The sequence below is a fragment of the Pseudomonas sp. NGC7 genome (assembly GCF_047159675.1).
Taxonomy (GTDB): Bacteria; Pseudomonadota; Gammaproteobacteria; order Pseudomonadales; family Pseudomonadaceae; genus Aquipseudomonas; species Aquipseudomonas kermanshahensis.
Genome location: NZ_BAAFZY010000001.1, coordinates 960,247 through 982,162 on the forward strand (window position 1 = coordinate 960,247; position 21,916 = coordinate 982,162).

General features: G+C 66.0%; 5 protein-coding genes. 1 reads left to right on the plus strand and 4 read right to left on the minus strand.

The features are described from left to right. Window positions 1-41: 41 nt before the first annotated feature. From ACMCNM_RS04420 to ACMCNM_RS04430, 3 genes are read right to left on the minus strand one after another with little or no spacing between them, the layout of a single operon-like run. Window positions 42-17,288, minus strand: coding sequence for a BapA/Bap/LapF family large adhesin (locus ACMCNM_RS04420; RefSeq protein WP_412763996.1), 17,247 nt, complete (start codon window positions 17,286-17,288; stop codon window positions 42-44). Then, the gene (locus tag ACMCNM_RS04425; RefSeq protein ID WP_412763997.1) at window positions 17,263-17,769 is read right to left on the minus strand and encodes an Ig-like domain-containing protein; all 507 of its coding nucleotides are present in this window, start codon (window positions 17,767-17,769) and stop codon (window positions 17,263-17,265) included. Before ACMCNM_RS04425 ends, ACMCNM_RS04420 begins: the two co-directional genes overlap by 26 nt. A 40-nt stretch (window positions 17,770-17,809) precedes the next feature. Further along, window positions 17,810-18,763 carry an Ig-like domain-containing protein gene (locus ACMCNM_RS04430; RefSeq protein WP_412763998.1) on the minus strand — a complete coding sequence of 318 codons (954 nt, stop codon included), beginning with the start codon at window positions 18,761-18,763 and terminating at the stop codon, window positions 17,810-17,812. A gap of 200 nt (window positions 18,764-18,963) precedes the next feature. Here ACMCNM_RS04430 and ACMCNM_RS04435 point away from each other — a divergent pair, with 200 nt between their 5' ends. Further along, window positions 18,964-20,208 carry an MFS transporter gene (locus tag ACMCNM_RS04435; protein ID WP_085273635.1) on the plus strand — a complete coding sequence of 415 codons (1,245 nt, stop codon included), beginning with the start codon at window positions 18,964-18,966 and terminating at the stop codon, window positions 20,206-20,208. 147 nt (window positions 20,209-20,355) lie between these two features. Here ACMCNM_RS04435 and ACMCNM_RS04440 read toward each other — a convergent pair whose 3' ends face one another. Then, entirely contained in the window at window positions 20,356-21,903 is a 1,548-nt protein-coding gene (locus ACMCNM_RS04440) for an AmpG family muropeptide MFS transporter (RefSeq protein WP_186677718.1), read from the minus strand. Between the last annotated feature and the right edge of the window lie 13 nt (window positions 21,904-21,916).

Below are 21,916 nucleotides of genomic sequence, written 5' to 3' on the forward strand. Positions count from 1 at the left end.
TCCTTGCCGCCGGGCGATTGCCCGGCGGGATTGCAGCGGCCTCAGACGACATGGATACCGTTCTGCACCCACAGGTGATGGCTCGGATCCTCCTGGGCCGTGTATTGGTTATAGTCGATGCCGTCGGCAGTTTGGTTCCCGACCAGCGCCCAGTTGTCCGTCATGTGAACCGAGTCCTTTTCATCCCCCTTGATGACCAGTGTGTCGTTGCCGGTTTCGGTGATCGCGACCACGTCCGCCAGGTTCAGGGTCAACGCCACCGAGCTGGTGTCGTTGAGGTCGATCACTTCGATGTCGTGGACCCGTCCGACCAGGTTGCCCAGGTCGATGCTGGCATCGCCGCCGCCCCACAGCAGGGTGTCGTTACCGCTGCCACCCTCGACGCTGGCGAAGTTCTGGTCGACCACCACCAGGGTGTCATCGCCCGCACCACCCAGCAGGGTGATGTGGCCGCCCTGGCTGCCATCGAGGTGGTCATTGCCATCGGTGCCGGCAATCACTTCGCTGGAGGCCACCGCCGCGAGACTGGCCAGTGCCACGCCTTCGTCACCGCTGTCGGCCAGCAGCGAGCTGGTGGCCGTGAAGTTGGCGGCGTTGTCCAGGCTGATGGTCAGGTTGGCGGTGTCGGTGGTGCCGTTGGGGTGGGTCAGCTCGTAGGTGAAGGTTTCATGCTGGCCAATCACCGCATTGGTCAGCCCGGCGTTGAGTGTGTAGGTGTAGCTGCCGTCTGCTTGCACCAGCAGGGTGCCGTAGCTGCCCGCCACACTGACCCCGTTGTAGCCCGGGATGGTGTAGGTGTTGGCCGCCGTCATCACACTCAGCACGGTCAATGGCGAGCCAAGGTTGTCGTCGGCCAACAGGTTGCCGGTGACCGCCGTGGCGCCGCTGACCACGAACTCGGTCAGGTGCGTGGTGGTGGCGTTGACACTGGTGGTGATCGAACTGGCCAGGCCGATGCCGCCCGCGGTGACGCGCACGTGGTAGGTGCCTGCCCCCTGGGTCTGGAACGTGTAGCCCGCACCACCGCCGAGCAGGCTGATCAGCGAGCCACCACCGACCGTCTGCACCAGCACGTACTGGCCGGTTGCCGGGTTGAGTTTGAGCAGGTCGATGGTGGTGCCATTGAGCAGGCTCAGCAGGTTGGTGGAGTTGACCACCACTTGCAGGTTGGCCGTGGTGTCGGCGGCAACGCTGGTGGTGTAGGTGGCCTGGCGTGAGCCGATCAAAGGCAGGGTCAGTACGCCCAGCGAAGCGGTACTGGTGTCCACCCGGTTGGCCAGGGTGAGTTGGCTGGTGCCGGCGTCGTTGACCGCGTCGAGCACCGTGGCCGGTGCACTGTAGTTGGTGTCGCTCCAGATCTCCGTGGCTTGTGGGCTGTCGATGCGCACATACAGGTTGGCCGCATCGGAGGCGCCGTTGGCGTGCAGCAGCTGGTAACTGAACACATCGACCTTGCCGACGCTCGATGGGCTGCCGTTAGGCGTGTAGGTGTAGCTGCCGTCACCGCGGATCACCAGGGTGCCGTACAGGCCTTGCACCGTGGTGGCGCTGCCCGCCGACACATAGCTGCCGTTCTTCATTACCTGCAGCACGGCGGCGCTGTCCGGGCCAAGGGCATCGACGCTGCCGTCGGTGCCAACGTCGGTAATGACGTTGCCGGTTTTTGCCGTGCCGGTGCCGGTGAACTGCGTGAGGCTGGTGGTCTCGATGTCCAGCGTGGTGGTCACGTTGGTGATCAGGCCGATGCCGCCACTGCCGACCGTCAGGCGATAGTCACCGGCCTGCAACTCACCGATGTCGACACGAATGCCCTGGCCCAGCGGCAGCAGGATCAGGTCGAGCAGGCCCTGGCTGGTGCCCGTGGCCAAGGTCACCCAGTTGCCGGCAGCGTTCTTCACTTGCAGGGTGAAGGTGGCATTGTCGAGCAGCGACAGTGCGCTGCTGGTGTTCAGGGTCAGCGTTGGGTCCACGGTGGTGCCGGCACCGACCGTCCAGGTGTAGGTCTTGGTGAAGCCTGCCAGCAAGGTGGTGAAGCTGTCCTGATAGCTGCGCGAGCTGACCACCGGTGCCAGGTTGACCTCGGCGGTCACCAGGTTGTCGCTGGCGATTACCGGGGCGTTGGCATCGACGTCTGGTGCGGTGATGTTGACGTTACCGGACACGTTGCCGCGCCCGTCGCTGAGGGTCACCGACAGCAACTGGCCGTTGTCTTGAGGCGGGCTCAGGGTCACGGTGAAGTTGCCGTCCGGTTGTACCACCGCCGTTTGCAGCACGGTGCCGTTGGCACTGCGCACGGTGACGGTGGCGCCCACTTCGCCGCTACCGGTGAGGGTGCTGCCGTCGGCGCTGATCGCCAGGTTGCCGGCGACTGCAGGCGGGGTCAGGTCCGGTGCGGTGAGCGCAGTGCCGGTCGAGACATTGCCTGCACCGTCGGTGAGGGTGACGCTCAAGGCCTGGTTGTCGATCTGCGCCGCGGCCAGGCTGACCACGAACAGGCCGTTGCTGCCCACCGTGGCCGTGCCGATGACAGTGCCTGCGCCGTTGCGCACCGTCACGGTGCTGCCGACCTGGCCAGAGCCGCTGACGGCCGTACCGTTGGCGTTGATGGTGGCCAGCGGCGCGGCTGGCGGTGTGGTGTCCGGCGCCGTCACGTTGACGCTGCTGGACAGGTTGCCGGTAGGGTCGGACTGGCGCACCACCAGCAGTTGCCCATCGTTTTGCGGTGTGGTCAGGGTGATGGTGAACGTGCCATCGGCTTGAACCACGGCCGAGCCCAGCGCGCCGTTCGGGCCTTGCACGGTCACGGTTGCACCCGCCTCGCCACGCCCTGTGAGCTCGGTGCCAGCGCCATTGATGACCAGGTTGGTCGGCGCGGCCGGTGGCTGCACATCGATGGCGGTGACGCTGGTGCTGCCAGACACGTTGCCTGCCGCGTCAGCCTGGCTCACGCCCAATACCTGGCCGTTGAGCTGCGGGGTATTGAGGTTGATGCTGAACACACCACCAGCATTCACCAGCCCGGTGCCGAGCACGTTGTTGCTGGCGTCGCGCACGGTTACCGTGGCCCCGGCCTCACCGGTACCGCTCAGTACCAGGCCGTTGGCAGACAGGCCGGTTACCACCGGGTTGGCCGGTGGCGTGATGTCGGCGGCCTGCACGAAGGTCGGTTGCGATTCGCCGCCCACCAATGCCACAGCCGTCACGGTCAGGTGCTGGCCGTTGAGCTGCGCCGTGTTCAGTTGCAGGGTGAAGGTGCCATTGAGGGTGGCCCCGCCGGTGCCGATCAGGTTGCCAGCGGCATCGTAAACGCGGATACCGACGCCGCTCGGCGCATTGCCCTGCAAGGTCAGGCCATCGCTGCCCAGGGTCACGTTGGTTGGCGGCACGGGCGGTGCCACCAATGGCGTGACATAGGTCGCGACCGCTGAGGTGTTGAAGCCGTCAGATTGCGTCACCCCCAGCGTAGCGAGAATACCCGCAGGCGGTACCAGCGTGATCTGGAAGTTGCCGGCCGCATCCACTTGGCCAGTGCCCAGCACAGTGCCGCCGCGGCTGACGGTGACGATTGCATTCGGCTCGCCTTTACCGGTCAGCACGTCGAAGGTGTTGTTGATGGCCATGTCCGTGACCACGGCAGGTGGCGAGGTGTCGTTGGTCTGGTAGCTGGCAGGTAGCGAGCTGTTGCCGGCATCGTCGGTGGACACCACAGTCAGCAGTTGGCCGTTGTTTTGGGCTGGGTTGATGGTGACGGTGAACTGACCGTTTGCAGGGACTTCCACCTCGCCGACCACATTGTTGTTCGGCCCGCGAACGGTGACGGTGGTACCCGCTTCAGCAGTACCCGTCATCGAGGTGCCGGCCGGATTGAGCAACAGGTCGCTCGGCTGTACCGGTGGCGTCAGGTCTGGCGCGGTCACTTGCAGTGGCGCGGATGGGTTGCCGGTGGTGTCCTGGGCGATGAGGGTCAGCACTTCGCCGTTGATTTGCGCCGCGTTCAGGTCGAGCACGAAGGTGCCGTCCGGGTCGACCGAGACCTGGCCAAGCAGGTCGCCCTGGTTGTTGACCACGGTGACCCGTGAGCCGGGCTCGCCGGTGCCGATCAGCTGGGTGCCGCTGTCGTTGATCGTGGCGATCACCGAGGCGGGCGGTGTGATGTCTACTGCCGTGGTCGTGCTGATCGGCGAGATGTTGCCGCGGCCATCGGTCACGGTCACTTGCAGCACCTGCCCGTTGAGCTGCGCCGAGCTCAGGTTGACCTGGAACGTACCGTCCGCGTCTACCTGGACCGTGCCGATTTGCGTGATGCCGACATAGACCCTAACAGTCGCACCCGCTTCGCCGACGCCGCTGAGTAGATCGCCCGCGGCGTTGAGCCGCAGTTCGGTCGCTGCCTCCGGTGGCGTGAGGTCCGGCGCCAGGATATTGACCGGCGCACTGATGTTGCCGGGTGGGTCGGCCTGTTGTACCGAGAGTGTTTCGAAGTTTATCTGTGGCGGTGTCAGCTCAACACGGAAGCTGCCGTCGGCCAGTACGATGCCTGAGCCCAGCACCGCGCCTGCGGCGTTGCTCACGGTGACAGTTGCACCGGCTTCGCCTTGGCCGGTGACCACGCTGCCGTCGAGCGTGATGTCGACATCGGTGAGCGCGGCGGGTGGGGTGAAGTCTGGCGTCAGCAGGGTAGCCACTGGCGACACGTTGCCGGCAGTGTCGGTCTGGGTGAAGCTGAGCAGCTCGCTGTTACCCAGTGCTGGGCTTAGGATCACGGTGAAATGGCCGCTGGCATCGACAGTGGCCCTGCCAACCTCGCTGCCATCTGGCCCGGTGACGATCAGCAGCGCGCCGACCTCGCCGCGGCCGGTGAGGGTGATGCCATCGCTGGAAATGGCCAGCTCGGTTGGCGCGGTGGGTGGGGTGGTATCCGGCGCGGTGATGGGGCTGGCAGCCGACTGGTTGCCAGCGGCATCGGTCAGCACGACTTGCACTTGCTGGCCGTTGGCCTGAGGCGCGCTGAGGTCGACCTGGAAGCTGCCGTCGCCACGGACCACCGTAGTGCCCAGTACGCTGCCATCAGCGGCCAGCACGCGCACAGTGCTGCCCGCTTCGCCGGTACCGTTGAGCAGGCTGCCGCCACCGGCAAAGGCCAGGTTCTCGGCGGCATCGGGCGCCACGCGGTCCGGCGCGATAAGGCTGATGCTGTTGGATTCGTTGCCGGCGGCATCGGACTGGCTGGCGCTGAGCTGTTCGCCATTGATCTGCGCGCTGCCCAGGTTGATGCTGAAGTTGCCATTAGCATCGACCACACCAGTGCCGAGGTCGACGCCACCTTCACCGATCACGGAGACGGTGGCACCCGGCTCGCCGCGGCCACTGAGGACCAGCCCATCGCTGGACAGCACGACGTTGGCCAGTGGCAGCGGTGCCGTGGTGTCCGGTGCCTGCAGGGTGGCTGGCAGCGACGTGCTGCCATCGGTGCCTACCGCACTCACATGCAGCACTTCGCCGTTGGCCTGGACGCTGCCGAGGTTGACCGTAAAGGTGCCGTCGTTGGCGACCGGGGCTGTGCCCAGCAATACGCCGTTGGGGCCGTAGACAGTGACCGTGCTGCCTGGCGTTGCCGTGCCGGTTACTACCAGGCCATCAGCGGCCAGTACCAGGTTGTCGGGCGTCTCTGGCGCCAGGATGCCCGGTGCGGTGACGGTCTGTGCAGGTGAAACGTTCTGCGCGGCATCGGCCTGCACCACGCTGAGGCTTTCGCCGGTGATGGCGGCAGGTGACAGGTTGACCGTGAAGCTGCCATCGGCGCCCACCGTGGCCGTGCCCAGTGCGGTACCGTCCGGTGCGCGAACGGTGACCGTGGCGTTGGCTTCGCCGGTACCGGTGAGGGTCGCGCCATTGGCGGAGACCGACAGGTTGGCGACTGCGGCGGGTGGCGTGGTATCGGCTGCGGTGTAAGGCGCGGCCGGCGACACGTTGCCTGCGGCATCGGTGGCGGTTACCTGCAAGGTCTGGCCATTGGTCTGGGCACTGTTCAGGGTGACCTGGAAGGTGCCGTTGCTGCCAGCCACCGCAGTGCCCAGCACGTTGCCAGAGGCATCGCGCACGGTCACGGTACTGCCGGCTTCCGCACTGCCGGTCAACTGCAGGCCAGTGGCGGCCAAGGCCAGCGCGGTTGGGGCAGGCGGTGGGGTGAAGTCCGGCGCGGTGACCGCCACGGCGGTGGAGGTGTTATTGCCTGCGTCGGTCTGGGTCACGCTCAAGTGCTGGGCGTTGAGTTGAGCGTTGTCCAGGGTCAGGGTGAAGCTGCCGTTGGCGCTTACCAGGCCGGTACCGATAATGGTGCCATCCGGGCCGCGCACGGTGACGGTGGCGCCGGCTTCGCCGAGGCCGGTCAGGGTCAGGCCGTTGTTGTTCAGCACCACATTGGTCAGCGGCGCTGGCGGGGTCAGGTCAGGGGTGGTGACATTGACCGCTGGTGAGGTATTGCCAGCCGCATCCACCTGCGTAACGCCGATGGCCTGGCCGGTGGCTTGCGGGGTGTCGAAGACCACCGTGAAGCGGCCATCGGCCCCAACCACGGCCGTGCCGAGCACGGTCCCGGCGGCATTGCGCACCTGGACGGTGGCGCCTGCCTCACCACTGCCCGACAGCTGCTTGCCGTCCTGGCTCAGTACGGGGTTGCTGATGGCTGCAGGCGGCGTGCGGTCTGGCGTGGCCAGGCTGGCCGGGCCAGAAATGTTGCCGGCGGCGTCGCTGAGCGTGACCTGCAGCGGGCTGCCGCTGGTTTGCGCGCTCGGCAGGGTGATCTGGAACTGGCCGAGCTGGTTGACGGTGCCGGTGGCCAGAATGGCGCCGCTGGCATCGCGCACGGTGACGGTGGCACCGGCTTCACCTTCGCCGCTGAGCACGGTGGCCGCGCTGTTGAGGCTGAGGTTGCTGGCCGCCAGCGGCGCCTGCAGGTCAGGGGCCTGCAAGGTGGCTGCGAGCGACACGTTACCGGCCGCATCGGCCTGGGTGACGATCAGGTTCTGGGCATTGGTCAGCGGTGGGGCGAAGCTGATGCTGAACAAACCATTGCTGCCGACGGTGGCAGTGCCAAGCACGTCGCCTTGGGCATTGACCACACGTACGGTCGCACCTACTTCGCCATGGCCGGTCAGCGTGCTGCCGGTGCGGTCGATGCCATCCACGATCGGGGCGGCTGGTGCAGTGGTGTCATTGGCCACGAGGGTGGCGGGTACCGATGGGTCGCCATCGACCGTGGTGCGCGCGGTGACCACCAAGGTCTCGCCATTGAGCTGGGCATTCTGGAAGAACACCCGGAAGGTGCCATCGCTACCCACCGTTGCCGTGCCCAGGGTAATGCCGCCCGAGGTCACGGTGATCAGTGACCCGACGGTGCCTTGGCCGGTGAGCAGGAAGCCGTCGGCGCTGATGGCAAGGCCGCTTGGGGTAACGGCTTCGGTGCCATCCGGGCCCTCCAGCGAAACGGGGGTGGACTCGTTGCCGGCAGGGTCGATCACCACCACGTCGACGGTTTCGCCCTCCGCCAGTGGCGGCGTGACGGGTACCACGAAGGTGCCGTCCGGCCCGACGGTTTCGCTACCGCGTTCACTGCCATCCGGGTTGCGGATGACGACTGTACTGCCAGGTTCGGCGCCGCCGCCGACCACGCTGCCATCCGGGCTGACGGTGACCCCCGTGGCCGGGAGCGGGTCGGTGGTATCGGGTGCCGTGACTGTGATGGGCGCAGCGCTGTTGGCCCCGTCGCTGACTACCACGGTCACGGGTTCACCGTTGGTCTGCGGAGTCGGCAGCGTCACGCTGAAGCTGCCGTCAGGGTTCACCGGCTCGGTGGTCTCGTTGCCGGCTGCATCCCGCACCGTCACCGTCGTTGCGCCCGGCGCGTTGCCGGTCACGGTGGTGCCATCCGGGCTGACCTCCACCTCGGTGGGCAGTGCCGGCGGGGTGATGTCCGGTGCAATGATTTGGGTGGGCAGTGACTCGTTGCCCGCGGCGTCGGTCAAGGTGACCTCCAGCGCCTGGCCATCGAGTTGCGCAGGGGACAACGGCACCGTGAAGTTACCGCCTGCTGGCACAACCACAGAGCCCAAGAGGCTGCCGTCAGGGGCGCGCACTTCGACGGTCGAACCTGCCTCACCGGTACCCTGGATGGCGTTGCCGCCCGGGGTAATGGTAAGCCCGGCCGGCGCGGTGGGTGCGGTGCTGTCGTCGGCCGTGAAGGTGGCCGATGGCGAGGCATTGCCGTCGTTATCGATCAATACCACCGACAGTACTTCGCCGTTGGTCTGGGCGGGTGTGAGGGTGACGGTGAAGGTGCCGTCGCCATTCACCGGGATGGTGCCCAGCAAGTCCCCGGCAGCGTTGCGTACTTCCACGGTGCTGCCGGGTTCGCCCTGGCCGCTGAGTTCCGTGCCTGTCGGGTCCAGGCCCAGGCCTTGCGCGGCTTCCGGTGCCTCAAGGTCAGGTGCGGTCACGAGGGCGGCAGGGGAGTCATTGCCGGCGCTGTCTGCCTGGGTGACCGACAGGGTCTGGCCATTGAGCTGTGGCGGGTCGATGGTCACGCGGAAGCTGCCATCGGCCTCGACCACGGCGGTGCCCACGACTGCGCCAGCCGTGCCGGTCACGGTTACCGTCGCACCGGGTTCACCAGTGCCGGTGAGGGTTCGGCCATCAGCGGACAACGTGGTGCCTGTCGGGGTATCCGGTGCCTGGCTGTCGGGTGCCGGCAGGGTAACGGCGGTGGACAGGTTGCCGGTTGGGTCGCGTTGATCCACGGTCAGTGCCTGGCCGTTGGTCTGCGGCGGGTCCAGGGTGATTTCGAACGCGCCGTTAGCGCCGACCACAACGGTGCCCAGCACGGTGCCATCCGGCGCGCGTACGGTCACAGTTGCATCGGGTTCACCGGTGCCGGTGACGGTCAGGCCCGCGCCGTCGATGGCTACCTCGCCAACCGCTTGCGGTGGCGTGGTATCAGGCGCTGTGAAGTTGACCGGGCCTGCGCTGTTACCGAGGCTGTCGGTGGCGTCCACGGTCAGGCTTTCGCCATTGCGCTGAGGCTGGTTGAGGGTGACGTCGAAGCGGCCGTCACCACCCACCGTGGTGGTGCCCAGAATGGTGCCATCTTCTGCACGCACGGTGATGGTCGAGCCGCTCTGGCCCTGCCCGGTGAGGTGGAGGCCGTTGGTGTCGATGGCCAGGCCCGAAGGCTGCAGCGGGCCGTCCAGGTCGGGCGCGTTGACGGTTGCGGTAGAGGTGTTGCCTGCGGCGTCGCGCAGGGTCACGTCCAGTTCCTGGCCGTCGGTTTGCGGCGGGGTCAGAACCACGCTGATGACGCCATTGGCACCGACCTGGGCGTTGCCCAGCACATCGCCCTGGGCGTTGGTGACCTGCACGGTGGTGCCAGGCTCGCCGCGACCGGTGAGGGTGCTGCCATCGGCACTGAGTTGCAGGTCGCTGGCCTGGTTCGGCGGGGTGATATCAGGGGCAATGATCTGGGTTGGCAGCGAGTTGTTGCCATCGGCATCGATGGCGACTACATCCAGTGTTTCGCCGTTGGCCTGCGCTGGCGTGAGGCCGATGGTGAAGGCGCCGCCAGGGCCGGCCTGGACACTGCCCAGCACATTACCCTGTGCGTCGCGCACCTCGACCTGCGTGCCCGCAGGGGCACTGCCGCTGATGGACGAACCGTCGGCTGCCAGCACCAGCCCGCTCGGGCTTTCGGGCAGCGGTACATCAGCAACGATGACGGCGATGCCTACCGACTCATTACCCGCAGCATCGGTTTGCACCAGGACGATGGCCTGGCCTGCCGCCAGCGGCGTTTCGAGGTCAACCACGAAGGTGCCGTTCGGGGCGACGGTGCCGCTGCCGATGACAGTGCTATCGGCATCTTTCACCTCCACTTTGGCGCCGGCTTCGCCGCGACCGGAGACCGCCAGGCTGCCGGCACCCGCGACGACGTCAGTGATGATCGCCGGTGCGGTGATGTCCGCTGCCACGTAACTCAGTGGCACCGAGGTGTTACCCGCGGCATCGACCACGGTGATGGCCAAGGTTTCGCCATTGGCCTGGATCGGGTCCAGGGTGAGGGTGAAGGTGCCGTCGGGCTCGGCGATGGCGCTGCCGATCAAGTTGCCTGACGCGTCGTGGACGTTCACTCGGGCGCCAGGTTCGGCGCTACCGGTCAGGCTGATGCCCTCGCTGAGGACAAGGTCGGTAGGTTGCAGCGGCGCGGCGAGGTCCGGCGTGAGCACCGAGCTCGGCTGCGAGGTATTGCCAGCGGCATCGGTCAAGGTCACCTGCAGGGATGAGCCGTCTGCAACCGAGGAGGGCAGCTGCACGGTGAAGTCGCCACCGGGTTGTACCGTTCCCGTGACCACCACCTGGCCCTGATCGTTGCGAACCTCCACGGTCGCACCAGGTTCGCCGCGGCCAGAGAGGGTCAGCCCATCATTGCTGACCACCAGGTTGGTGGCCGGCTCTGGTGGCGTGGTGTCGCCATTGTCGATATCCGGTGCGGTAACGCTGCCGGCTGTCGAGGTATTGCCTGCGGTATCGGTGGCCGTGACTTGCAGCTGTTCGCCATCGACCTGTGCCGGGGTAAGGGTGATGCTGAAGGCACCGCTCGGGCCGACCAGAACGCTGCCCAGCTCGGTGCCATCGGCCGCCAGGACCCGCACCGTGCTGCCCACTTCGGCACGCCCGGTGACCACGCTGCCATCGGTGCTGATGGCCAGTTCGGTAGGTGTGACAGGCGCAGTGATGTCCGGTGCGTTGACTTGTACCGGCAGGGACGATGCGCCGGTGCTGTCGATTGCCACTACATCCAGCAGTTCGCCGTTGGCTTGTGCTGGCGTGAGCACGACGGTGAAGGTGCCTTCGGCGCCGACCACCACGCTGCCGACCACGTTGCCGTCAGCATCGTGGACCTCCACGCGGCTGCCGACCGGGGCGGACCCGCTGATGCTGGTGCCGTCTTCGGCGACCACCAGCTCGCTCGGGCTGGCCGGCGCGGTGGTCACAGGGACATCGAATTGCAGGGCTTCGGAGGCGTTGCCGCTCGCGTCGGTCTGCACCAGGCTCAGGCGCTCGCCTGGCAGTGCCGCCGGGTCGAGGTCGATCAGGAAGGTGCCGTTGGCTAATACCGTGCCGGTGCCGATGACCGAGCCAAGGGCGTCACGCACTTCGACGTTGGCCCCCGCTTCGCCACGGCCGCTCAGGGCCAGGCCACCCGTGCCGACCACGATGTCGCTGACGGCAGCCGGCGCGGTGATGTCCGGTGCATCGAATGGCAGCGGGGTCGAGGTGTTGCCGGCGGCATCTACCAGGCGGATGTCCAGCACTTCGCCATTGGCCTGGGCAGGCGTAAGGGTGAGGCTGAAGCTGCCGTTCTCGTTGACCAGGCCGGTGCCGATGATGTCGCCCGCAGCGTCGCGCACCTGCACGGTGGCGCCCGGTTCGCCGCTACCCGTGAGGGTGACGCCATTGGCCAGTTCCAGGCCGGTAGGTTGCTCTGGCGCTTGCAGGTCTAGCGAAGTCACCGAACCAGGTTCAGAGGCGTTGCCTGCTGCGTCGGTCAGTACCACTTGCAGGGTGCTGCCGTCGTTAACGGCTGGGTCCAGGGTGATCTGGAAGGTGCCGTCCGGGTTGACCAAGCCGCTGGCCACGAGGTTGCCCTCGGCATCACGGACCTGCACGGTGGCCCCGGCTTCGCCACGACCGTTGAGCTGGCTGCCGGCGAGGGCAATGACCAGGTTGGTGGGTGCGTCTGGTGGCGTTGTGTCGCCGCCGTCGATGTCCGGCGCGGTGACCGTGCCGGCGGTTGAGGCGTTGCCTGCAGCATCGGTCGCAGTAACTTGCAGCACTTCGCCATCGACTTGAGGCGGATCGAGGGTGATGTTGAAGGTGCCGGTCGGGCCGACCAGGGCGCTGCCCAGTTCGGTGCCGTCAGCTGCCAGCACCCGCACGGTGCTGCCCGGTTCGGCACGGCCGGTGACGACGCTGCCGTCGGCGTTGATCGCCAGTTCACTCGGCGCAGTCGGCGCGGTGATGTCGGGTGCGTTGATTTGTACCGGCAGGGACGACGCGCCGGTGCCATCGATTGCCACCAGGTCGAGCAGTTCGCCGTTGGCTTGTGCCGGGTTGAGGATGACGGTGAAGGTACCTTCGGCACCCACCACCATGCTGCCGACCAGCGTGCCATCGGCATCGCGCACTTCCACACGGCTGCCGACCGGGGCGGAACCGCTGATGCTGGTGCCGTCTTCGGCGACCACCAGGTCGCTCGGGCTGGCCGGTGTGGTGGTCGAGGGTACGTCGTACTCGAAGGCTACAGATGCATTGCCGCTTGGGTCGGTCTGCACCAGGCTCAGGCGCTCGCCTGGCAGTGCCGCCGGGTCGAGGTCGATCAGGAAGGTGCCGTTGGCCAAGACAGTGCCGGTGCCGATCACATTCCCCTCGGCATCGCGCACCTCCACGCTGGCACCCGCTTCACCACGGCCGCTCAGGGCCAGGCCATCGCTGCCGACGACAATATTGCTCACCGCTGCAGGCGGCGTGATGTCCGGTGCATCGAATGGCAGCGGGGTGGAGCTACTACCAGCGGCATCCACCAGGCGGATGTCCAGCACTTCACCATTGGCCTGGGCAGGCGTAAGGGTGAGGCTGAAGCTGCCGTTCTCGTTGACCAGGCCGTTACCGATGATGTCGCCCGCAGCGTCGCGCACCTGCACGGTGGCGCCCGGTTCGCCGCTACCCGTGAGGGTGACGCCGTCGACCAGTTCCAGGCCGGTAGGTTGCTCTGGCGCTTGTAGGTCTGGCGAGGTCACCGAACCAGGTTCAGAGGCGTTGCCTGCCGCGTCGGTCAGTACCACTTGCAGGGTGCTGCCGTCGTTAACGGCCGGGTCCAGGGTGATCTGGAAGGTGCCGTCCGGGTTGACCAAGCCGCTGGCCACGAGGTTGCCCTCGGCATCACGGACTTGCACGGTGGCCCCGGCTTCACCACGACCATTCAGCTGGCTGCCGGCGAGGGCGATGACCAGGTTGGTGGGTGCGTCTGGTGGCGTGGTGTCGCCGCCGTCGATGTCCGGCGCGGTGACCGTGCCGGCCGTAGAGGCGTTGCCTGCGGCATCTGTGGCGGTGACCTGCAGCACCTCGCCATCGACTTGAGGCGGATCGAGGGTGATGTTGAAGGTGCCAGTCGGGCCGACCAAGGCACTGCCCAGTTCGGTGCCGTCAGCTGCCAGCACCCGCACGGTGCTGCCCGGTTCGGCCCGGCCGGTGACGACGCTGCCGTCGGCGCTGACTGCCAGTTCACTTGGCGCAGTCGGCGCGGTGATGTCCGGCGCAAAGATTTGCGTAGGCACGGACGACAGACCGTTGTCATCAATGGCGACCACATCGAGCAGTTCGCCGTTGGCTTGGGCCGGGTCGAGCACGATAGTGAAGGTGCCATCGGCACCTGCCACGACACTGCCGATCAGCGTGCCATTGGCATCGTGCACCTCCACACGGGTTCCCGCTGGCGCGTTGCCGGTCAGGCTGGTGCCATCGGCATTGATCGCCAGCTCGCTTGGGCTGGCCGGGGCGGTGATCAGTGGTACGTCGTATTCAAAGGCGACGGACGCGTTGCCGCTCGGGTCGGTCTGTACCAGGCTCAGGTGCTCGCCGGGTTGCGCTGCCGGGTCGAGGTCGATGAGGAAGGTGCCGTTGGCCAAGACAGTGCCGGTGCCGATCACAGTGCCCTCGGCGTCACGCACTTGCACAGTGGCGCCGGCTTCGCCGCGGCCGCTGAGGACCAGGCCGTCGGAGCCGACGGCAATATTGCTGACGGCGGCAGGCGGTGTGATGTCCGGTGCATCGAATTGGAGTGGGGCAGAGCTGTTGCCGGCGGCATCCACGAGGCGAACGTCCAGCGCTTCGCCATTCGCTTGAGCAGGGCTGAGCGTCAGGCTGAAACTGCCATCTGCGCCTACGAGTCCGCTACCAATCACATTGCCCGCAGCGTCGCGGACTTGAACAGTGGCACCCGGTTCTCCGCGACCGGTAAGGGTCACGCCTTCGGCCAAGGCCAGGCCTGTGGGTTGGTCTGGGGCTTGCAGGTCTGGCGAGGTGACCGTACCTGGTTCAGACGCGTTGCCTGCCGCGTCGGTCAGCACCACTTGCAGCGTGCTGCCATCGTTAACGGCTGGATCAAGGGCGATTACAAAGTTGCCGTCCGCGCCTACGGTGCCAGCCGCCAGCACATTGCCAGCGGCGTCACGTACCTGCACGGTGGCTCCGGCTTCGCCGCGGCCGCTGAGCTGGCTGCCGGCGAGGCCGATCACCAGGTTGGTCGGTGCGTTGGGTGGGGTGGTGTCCACGCCGTCGATATCCGGCGCGGTGACGGAGCTGGCAAGCGACGTGTTACCAGCGTCATCGGTCGCGGTGGCCTGCAACACTTCGCCATCGACCTGAGGCGGGTCGAGGGTGATGTTGAATACGCCGGTTGGGCCGACCAGGGCGCTGCCCAGTTCAGTGCCATCGGCGGCGAGAATACGCACGGTGCTTCCCGGTTCGGCACGGCCAGTTACTACAGTGCCGTTGGCGCTGACGGCCAGTTCACTGGGTGCGGCTGGCGCTGTGATGTCCGGCGCGGTGATCTGCGCAGGCACGGACGACAAGCCGGTGTCGTCAATGGCCACAACATCGAGCAGTTCGCCGTTGGCTTGGGCCGGGTCGAGCACGATAGTAAAGGTGCCGTCTGCTCCCGCCACAGCACTGCCAATGAGCGTGCCATTAGCATCGTGCACCTCCACACGGGTTCCAGCGGGTGCGTTGCCGGTCAGGCTGGTGCCATCGGCGTTGATCGCCAGTTCGCTCGGGCTGGCCGGGGCGGTGGTCAGTGGTACGTCGTATTCGAGGGCAACGGACGCGTTGCCGCTTGGGTCGACCTGCACCAGGCTCAGGTGTTCGCCGGGTTGTGCAGCCGGGTCGAGGTTGATCAGGAAGGTACCATTGGCAGTGACGACGCCGCGGCCAAGCAGGTTGCCATCCGCGTCGCGCACCTCAACGGTGGCACCCGCTTCCCCGCGACCGCCCAAGGCCAAGCCGCCAGGGCCGACCTGGATGTTACTGACCGCATCCGGTGGGGTGATGTCCGGCGCATTGAACTGCAGGGCAGCGGAGCTATTGCCAGCGGCATCGACCAGGCGGATATCCAGGGCTTCGCCATTGGCCTGAGCAGGGCTCAGCGTCAGGCTGAACGTGCCATCCGCGTTGACCAGCCCGGTACCGATCACAGTACCGGCAGCGTCGCGTACTTGTACGGTGGCGCCAGGTTCGCCGCGGCCGGTGAAGGTGATGCCATCAGCTAGGGCAAGGTCGGTGGGTTGCGCAGGTGGCAGTAGGTCTTGCGAGGTGACCGAGCCAGGTTGAGAAACGTTGCCCGCCGCATCGGTCAGTGTCACTTGCAGGGTGCTGCCGTCGATGACGGCAGGGTCCAGCGTCAGCAGGAAGGTGCCATCTGCACCCACGGTGCCAGTGGCCAGGACATTGCCGGCGGCGTCGCGCACCTGCACGGAGGTGCCTGCTTCGCCACGGCCAGTCAGTTGGTGGCCAGCGAGGCCGATTACCAATTCAACAGGCGCGTCAGGCGGTGTGGTATCGCCGCCGTCGATATCCGGTGCGGTGACGGAGCTGGCGGTGGAGGTATTGCCAGCGGCATCGGTAGCCGTGGCTTGTAGAACCTCCCCATCAACTTGAGGCGGGTCGAGGCTGATGTTGAACACGCCAGTCGGCCCGACCAGGGCGCTGCCCAGTTCAGTGCCATCGGCGGCGAGAATACGGACGGTGCTACCCGGTTCGGCACGGCCGGTGACAACGGTGCCGTTTGCGCTGACGGCCAGCTCACTCGGCGCGGCTGGCGCGGTGATGTCCGGCGCGGTGATCTGTGCGGGCAGAGAAGACAGGCCGGTGTCATCGATGGCGACGACATCGAGCAATTCGCCGTTGGCTTGTGGTGGCGTGAGTTCAAGGGTGAAGGTGCCATCGGCGCCGGCAGTGGCGCTGCCGATCAGGGTGCCATTGGCATCGTGCACTTCCACGCGGCTGCCCGCTGGCGCGGTACCGGTCAGGGTGGTGCCATCGGCATCAATGGCCAAGTCGCTCGGACTTGCAGGGGCGGTGGTCTGAGGTACGTCGTATTCGAGGGCAACGGAAGCGTTGCCGCTTGGGTCGGTCTGCACCAGGCTCAGGTGTTCGCCTGGTTGCGCTGCCGGGTTGAGGTCGATCAGGAAGGTGCCGTTGGCCAAGACAGTGCCTGTACCGATCACATTGCCATTGGCATCGCGTACTTCCACGGTGGCCCCGGCTTCGCCGCGACCGCTCAATACCACACCTCCAGAGCCGACAACGATGTTGCTGACGGCATCAGGCGGAGTGATATCCGGCGCGTCGAATTGCAGTGGGGTCGAGCTGTTACCAGCGGCATCCACCAGACGGATGTCCAGCGCTTCGCCATTCGCTTGAGCCGGGGAGAGCGTCAGGTTGAAGCTGCCATCTGCGCCCACCAGCCCGGTGCCGATCACAGTGCCCGCAGCGTCGCGTACTTGCACGGTGGCGCCAGGCTCGCCGCGACCCGTGAGGGTCACGCCATCAGCCAGGGCCAGGTCAGTCGGCTGTGCAGGTGGAAGCAGGTCTTGGGAGGTGACTGAACCTGGCTGCGAAACGTTGCCCGCGGCATCGGTCAAGGTCACTTGCAGGGTGCTGCCATCGATTACGGCAGGATCAAGGGTCAGCAGGAAGGTGCCATCTGCACCCACAGTGCCAGTCGCCAGCACATTGCCGTCGGCATCACGCACCTGAACCGTAGTCCCCACTTCGCCTCGGCCAGTCAGTTGGTGGCCAGCGAGACCGATCACCAAATCAACAGGGGCGTCCGGCGGCGTGGTATCGCCGCCGTCGATATCCGGTGCGGTAACGGAGCTGGCAACCGAAGTATTACCGGCAGCGTCAGTTGCGGTGGCTTGCAGTACTTCGCCATCAATCTGGGGCGGATCTAGGTTGATACTGAATACGCCGGTCGGGCCGACCAAGGCGCTACCCAGTTCGGTGCCATCCGCGGCGAGAATACGGACGGTGCTACCCGGTTCGGCACGGCCGGTGACAACGGTGCCGTTGGCGCTGACCGCCAGTTCACTCGGCGCGGCTGGTGCAGTGATGTCCGGCGCGGTGATCTGTGCGGGCAGAGAAGACAGGCCGGTGTCATCGATGGCGACGACATCGAGCATCACTCGGCGCGGCTGGTGCAGTGATGTCCGGCGCGGTGATCTGTGCGGGCAGAGAAGACAGGCCGGTGTCATCGATGGCGACGACATCGAGCAGCTCGCCGTTGGCTTGTGGTGGCGTGAGTTCAAGGGTGAAGGTGCCGTCGGCACCGGCAATGGCGCTGCCGATCAGCGTGCCGTTGGCATCATGGACCTCTACGCGGCTGCCCGCTGGCGCGGTACCGGTCAGGGTGGTGCCATCGGCATCGATGGCCAAGTCGCTCGGACTTGCAGGGACGGTGGTCTGAGGTACGTCGTATTCGAGGGCAACGGAAGCGTTGCCGCTTGCGTCGGTCTGCACCAGGCTCAGTTGCTCGCCTGGTTGGGCAGCCGGGTCAAGGTCAATCAGGAAGGTGCCGTTGGCCAAAACAGTGCCGGTACCAATCACATTGCCGTTGGCATCGCGCACTTCAACGGTGGCCCCGGCTTCGCCGCGGCCGCTCAATACCAGACCTCCAGCGCCGACCACGATGTTGCTGACGGCATCAGGCGGAGTGATATCCGGCGCATCGAATTGCAGTGGGGTCGAGCTGTTTCAATACCAGACCTCCAGCGCCGACCACGATGTTGCTGACGGCATCAGGCGGAGTGATATCCGGCGCATCGAATTGCAGTGGGGTCGAGCTGTTACCAGCGGCGTCCACCAGACGAATATCCAGCGCTTCGCCGTTCGCTTGAGCCGGGGAGAGCGTCAGGCTGAAGTTGCCATCTGCGCCCACCAGCCCGGTGCCAATCACGTTGCCCGCAGCATCGCGCACTTGCACGGTGGCACCTGGCTCACCGCGACCGGTAAGGGTCACGCCTTCAGCCAAGGCGAGGTCAGTCGGTTGCGCAGGCGGTAGCAGGTCTTGCGAAGTCACTGAGCCCGGCTGCGAAACATTGCCCGCCGCATCGGTCAGTGTCACCTGCAGGGTGCTGCCATCGATCACGGCAGGGTCGAGGGTCAGCAGGAAGGTGCCATCTGCACCCACAGTGCCAGTCGCCAGGACATTGCCGGCGGCGTCGCGCACCTGCACGGAGGTGCCTGCTTCGCCACGGCCAGTCAGTTGGTGGCCAGCGAGACCGATTACCAGATCAACAGGTGCGTCTGGCGGTGTGGTATCGCCGCCGTCGATATCCGGTGCGGTGACGGAGCTGGCAACCGAGGTGTTGCCAGCAGCGTCAGTTGCGGTGGCCTGCAGTACTTCGCCATCAATCTGGGGCGGATCGAGGGTGATGCTGAATACGCCAGTCGGCCCGACCAGGGCGCTGCCCAGTTCAGTGCCATCGGCGGCGAGAATACGAACAGTGCTACCCGGTTCGGCACGGCCGGTGACAACGGTGCCGTTTGCGCTGACGGCCAGCTCACTCGGCGCGGCTGGTGCAGTGATGTCCGGCGCGGTGATCTGTGCGGGCAGAGAAGACAGGCCGGTGTCATCGATGGCGACGACATCGAGCACTCGCAGCACCTCCGGCAGTCAGCTTGCCATTCACCGCTCTCACTCCTGATTCTAATACCCCCTCAAGACACAAGCCGGCTTGCCGGCGATGGGGCGTGCAGCGGCCCCGGCTTTTTCCACCTCATTACACTTGTTCACAGCTAAACCCCGCCACTTCTGGCATATAGCCTGACCCCACCTGCCTCTACCCGAAGCTCACCATGAAACCACTGCTGTACATCACCCCCCTCCGAGCCTTGCTGTTTGGCCTCACCCTGGCCCTGTTCGAATTGCTCACTTACCTGGCCAGCGACGCGGTCATGCCTGCCATGCCCGTGGTGGTCGACGACCTGAACGCCAGCCCCGAATACATCCCCCACGCCCTGAACCTGTACCTGCTCGGTGGCGTGGTCCTGCAGTGGCTGATCGGCCCTCTGGCCGATCGCTATGGCCGTCGCCCGCTGCTGTTGGGGGGGTGTGTATTCTTCGGCGTGGCGTGCCTGGCGACCTTCTGGGTCCACGACATCGGCTTGTTCAACCTGCTGCGCCTGTTGCAGGGCATCGGCCTGGGCTTTGTGGTCACGGTCAGCTATCCGGCCTTGAACGAGGCGTTCAGCGAAGCGGACGCGGTGCGCATGATGGCCCTGCTGGCCAACATTGCCCTGCTGTCGCCGCTGCTCGGCCCGCTGGTGGGGACCTTGCTGCTGCAATGGCTGGACTGGCGTTGGCTGTTCGTGGCCTTTGCCATCGGCGCGGTGCTGGCCTGGGTGCTGCTGTACCGCTTGATGCCGGAAACCCTGGGTGTGGAGCGGCGCGATGGTTCGCGGCTGCCGTTCACCCCAATTCACCTGCTGCCACTGTTGTCCGGCTACGGCCAGTTGCTGGCCAACCGCCGCTTTGTAGCCGGCAGCGCAGCCCTTGGCCTGGTCGGCTTGCCCTTGATTGGCTGGATTGGCCTGTCGCCGGTGCTGCTCATCCATGATGAGGGGCTGAGTACGATGGAATATGCCTTGTGGCAATTGCCGGTGTTCGGCGGGCTGATCATGGGCAACCTGATCATCAACCGCATTGCCGACCGTTACCCGCTGCCAGCCCTGGTGCGTGGCGCACTGTGGCCCTACCTGGCTGGCCTGTCGTTGATGGTGCTGGCGACTTGGTACTGGCCGACGGTGACCAGCGTGGTCGCTGGCATGTCGCTGTACGCGCTGGGGTTGGGTGTGGCCAACGCCGTGCTGTACCGCATGACGCTGTTCTCCAGCGAGCAAAGCAAGGGGCTGGTCTCGGCCATGCTGGGGATGATCACCATCGCCTTGTTGGGCCTGGGTGGGGCACTGCTGGCGATGATCGGGGCAGGTGCCAGCCTGCTGCACTTTGCCTTGGCAGCCAGCGTGGCGGGTGCGCTGGCGCTCTGGCCGTTGTGGTTCGTGGTGGGTGGCCGGCCTGGGGAAGGGGCGGTGGCTCAGTAGCTTGCCGGCGCCGGCCATGCGCAATTCCTGTAGGAGCAGCCTTGTGCTGCGAAGAGGCCGGTGACAGAACAGTGAATCTTCGCTGCTGTTACCGGCCTCTTCGCAGCACAAGGCTGCTCCTACAGTGAAACATGTAAAGAGAGGGGTTCAGGGCCGTTCGGCCGCTGGGTTCTCCTCGGGCACGGGCTTGCCGCGCCCGGCCTCCTGACGCCACTGCAGGGCGATCAGAATCAACGTCGGCACGCCCAGCAGGGCGGTGATCAGGAAGAAGTCGTGGTAACCGAACTTCTCCACCATAACCCCCGAATAGCCGCCAATCAGCCGTGGCAGCAACAGCATGATCGAGCTCAGCAGCGCGTACTGGGTGGCCGAGAACTTCAGGTTGGTCAGGCTCGACAGGTAGGCGACGAACGCCGAGGTGGCCATGCCAGAGCTGAAGTTGTCCAGCGAGATGGTGACCACCAGCATGTCCAGGTTCGGGCCCATGTCGGCCAGCATCAGGAACAGGATGTTGGTCGCCGCCGAGGCCGCGCCACCGATGAACAGGATCGGCATGATGCCGAAGCGCACGATCAACAGGCCGCCGACGCCGGCGCCGACCAAGGTCATGATCAGGCCGAAGATCTTGCTGACGCTGGCGATCTGGTCCTTGGTGAAGCCCATGTCGATGTAGAACACGTTGGCCATCACGCCCATGACCGTATCCGACATGCGATAGGTGGCAATCAGCCCAAGTAGCAGCAGCGCTTGCCAGCGGTAGCGGGCAATGAAGTCGTTGACCGGGGTAAGCACCGGGGCAAGGCCACGACGGCCCATGGTCGACAGGCACGCCCAAGTCAGCATCGCGTACAGGATCAGGCGCAGGAAGGCGCGGTCTTCGAGCAGCAGGTCGAGGGGCGTCGCATCACCGAAGAACACGCTGGCCCAGTCGGTATTGAACAGCTGGGTGAAGCTGGCAGGCACCGACACGAGCAGCACGATCAGCACGAACACCGACGCCAGCTGGTGCACCAGGCCGTAACGCGCCGCCGACAGCTGAGTACGCAGCGGCACCGGGGGTTCACGCATGACCAAGGTGGTGAACAGCGCCGGTAGCATTAACAGGGCGAACATGATGTAGGTGCCGGCCCAGGCCTTGTGCAGGTAGCTGAAACCGGTGGAGCCAAACCATTCGGCGAAGAACAGCGCACCGGCCGTGGCCAGCAGGGCCGCCACCCGGTAACCCGCCATGTAGCTGGCAGCCAGGGCAGCCTGGCGCTGGTCATCGGCAATCTCCAGGCGATAGGCATCGACGGCGATGTCCTGGGTCGCCGAGGCGAAGGCAACCAGAACCGCCAGGGCGATCAGCCACGACAGGTGCTGCTGTGGGTCGCACAGGCTCATGCCGACCAGCCCGACCACCACCAGTGCCTGCGACAGCAACAGCCACGAACGGCGGCGCCCCAGGCCGCCGAGCAGGGGCAGGCGCCATTGGTCGAGCAGCGGCGACCAGACCCATTTGAAGGCATAGGCCAGGCCGATCAGGCTCGCGTAACCAATGGTCTCACGGGCCACGCCAGCTTCGCGCAACCATACCGAAAGGGTCGAGAACACCAGCATGTAGGGCAGGCCGGCGGCAAAGCCGAGCAGCAGAAGTACCAGGGTTGACGGGCTGGCATAGGCAGCGAGCGCAGCGCGCCAGGTTTTACGGGGCATGGGCCAACATCTG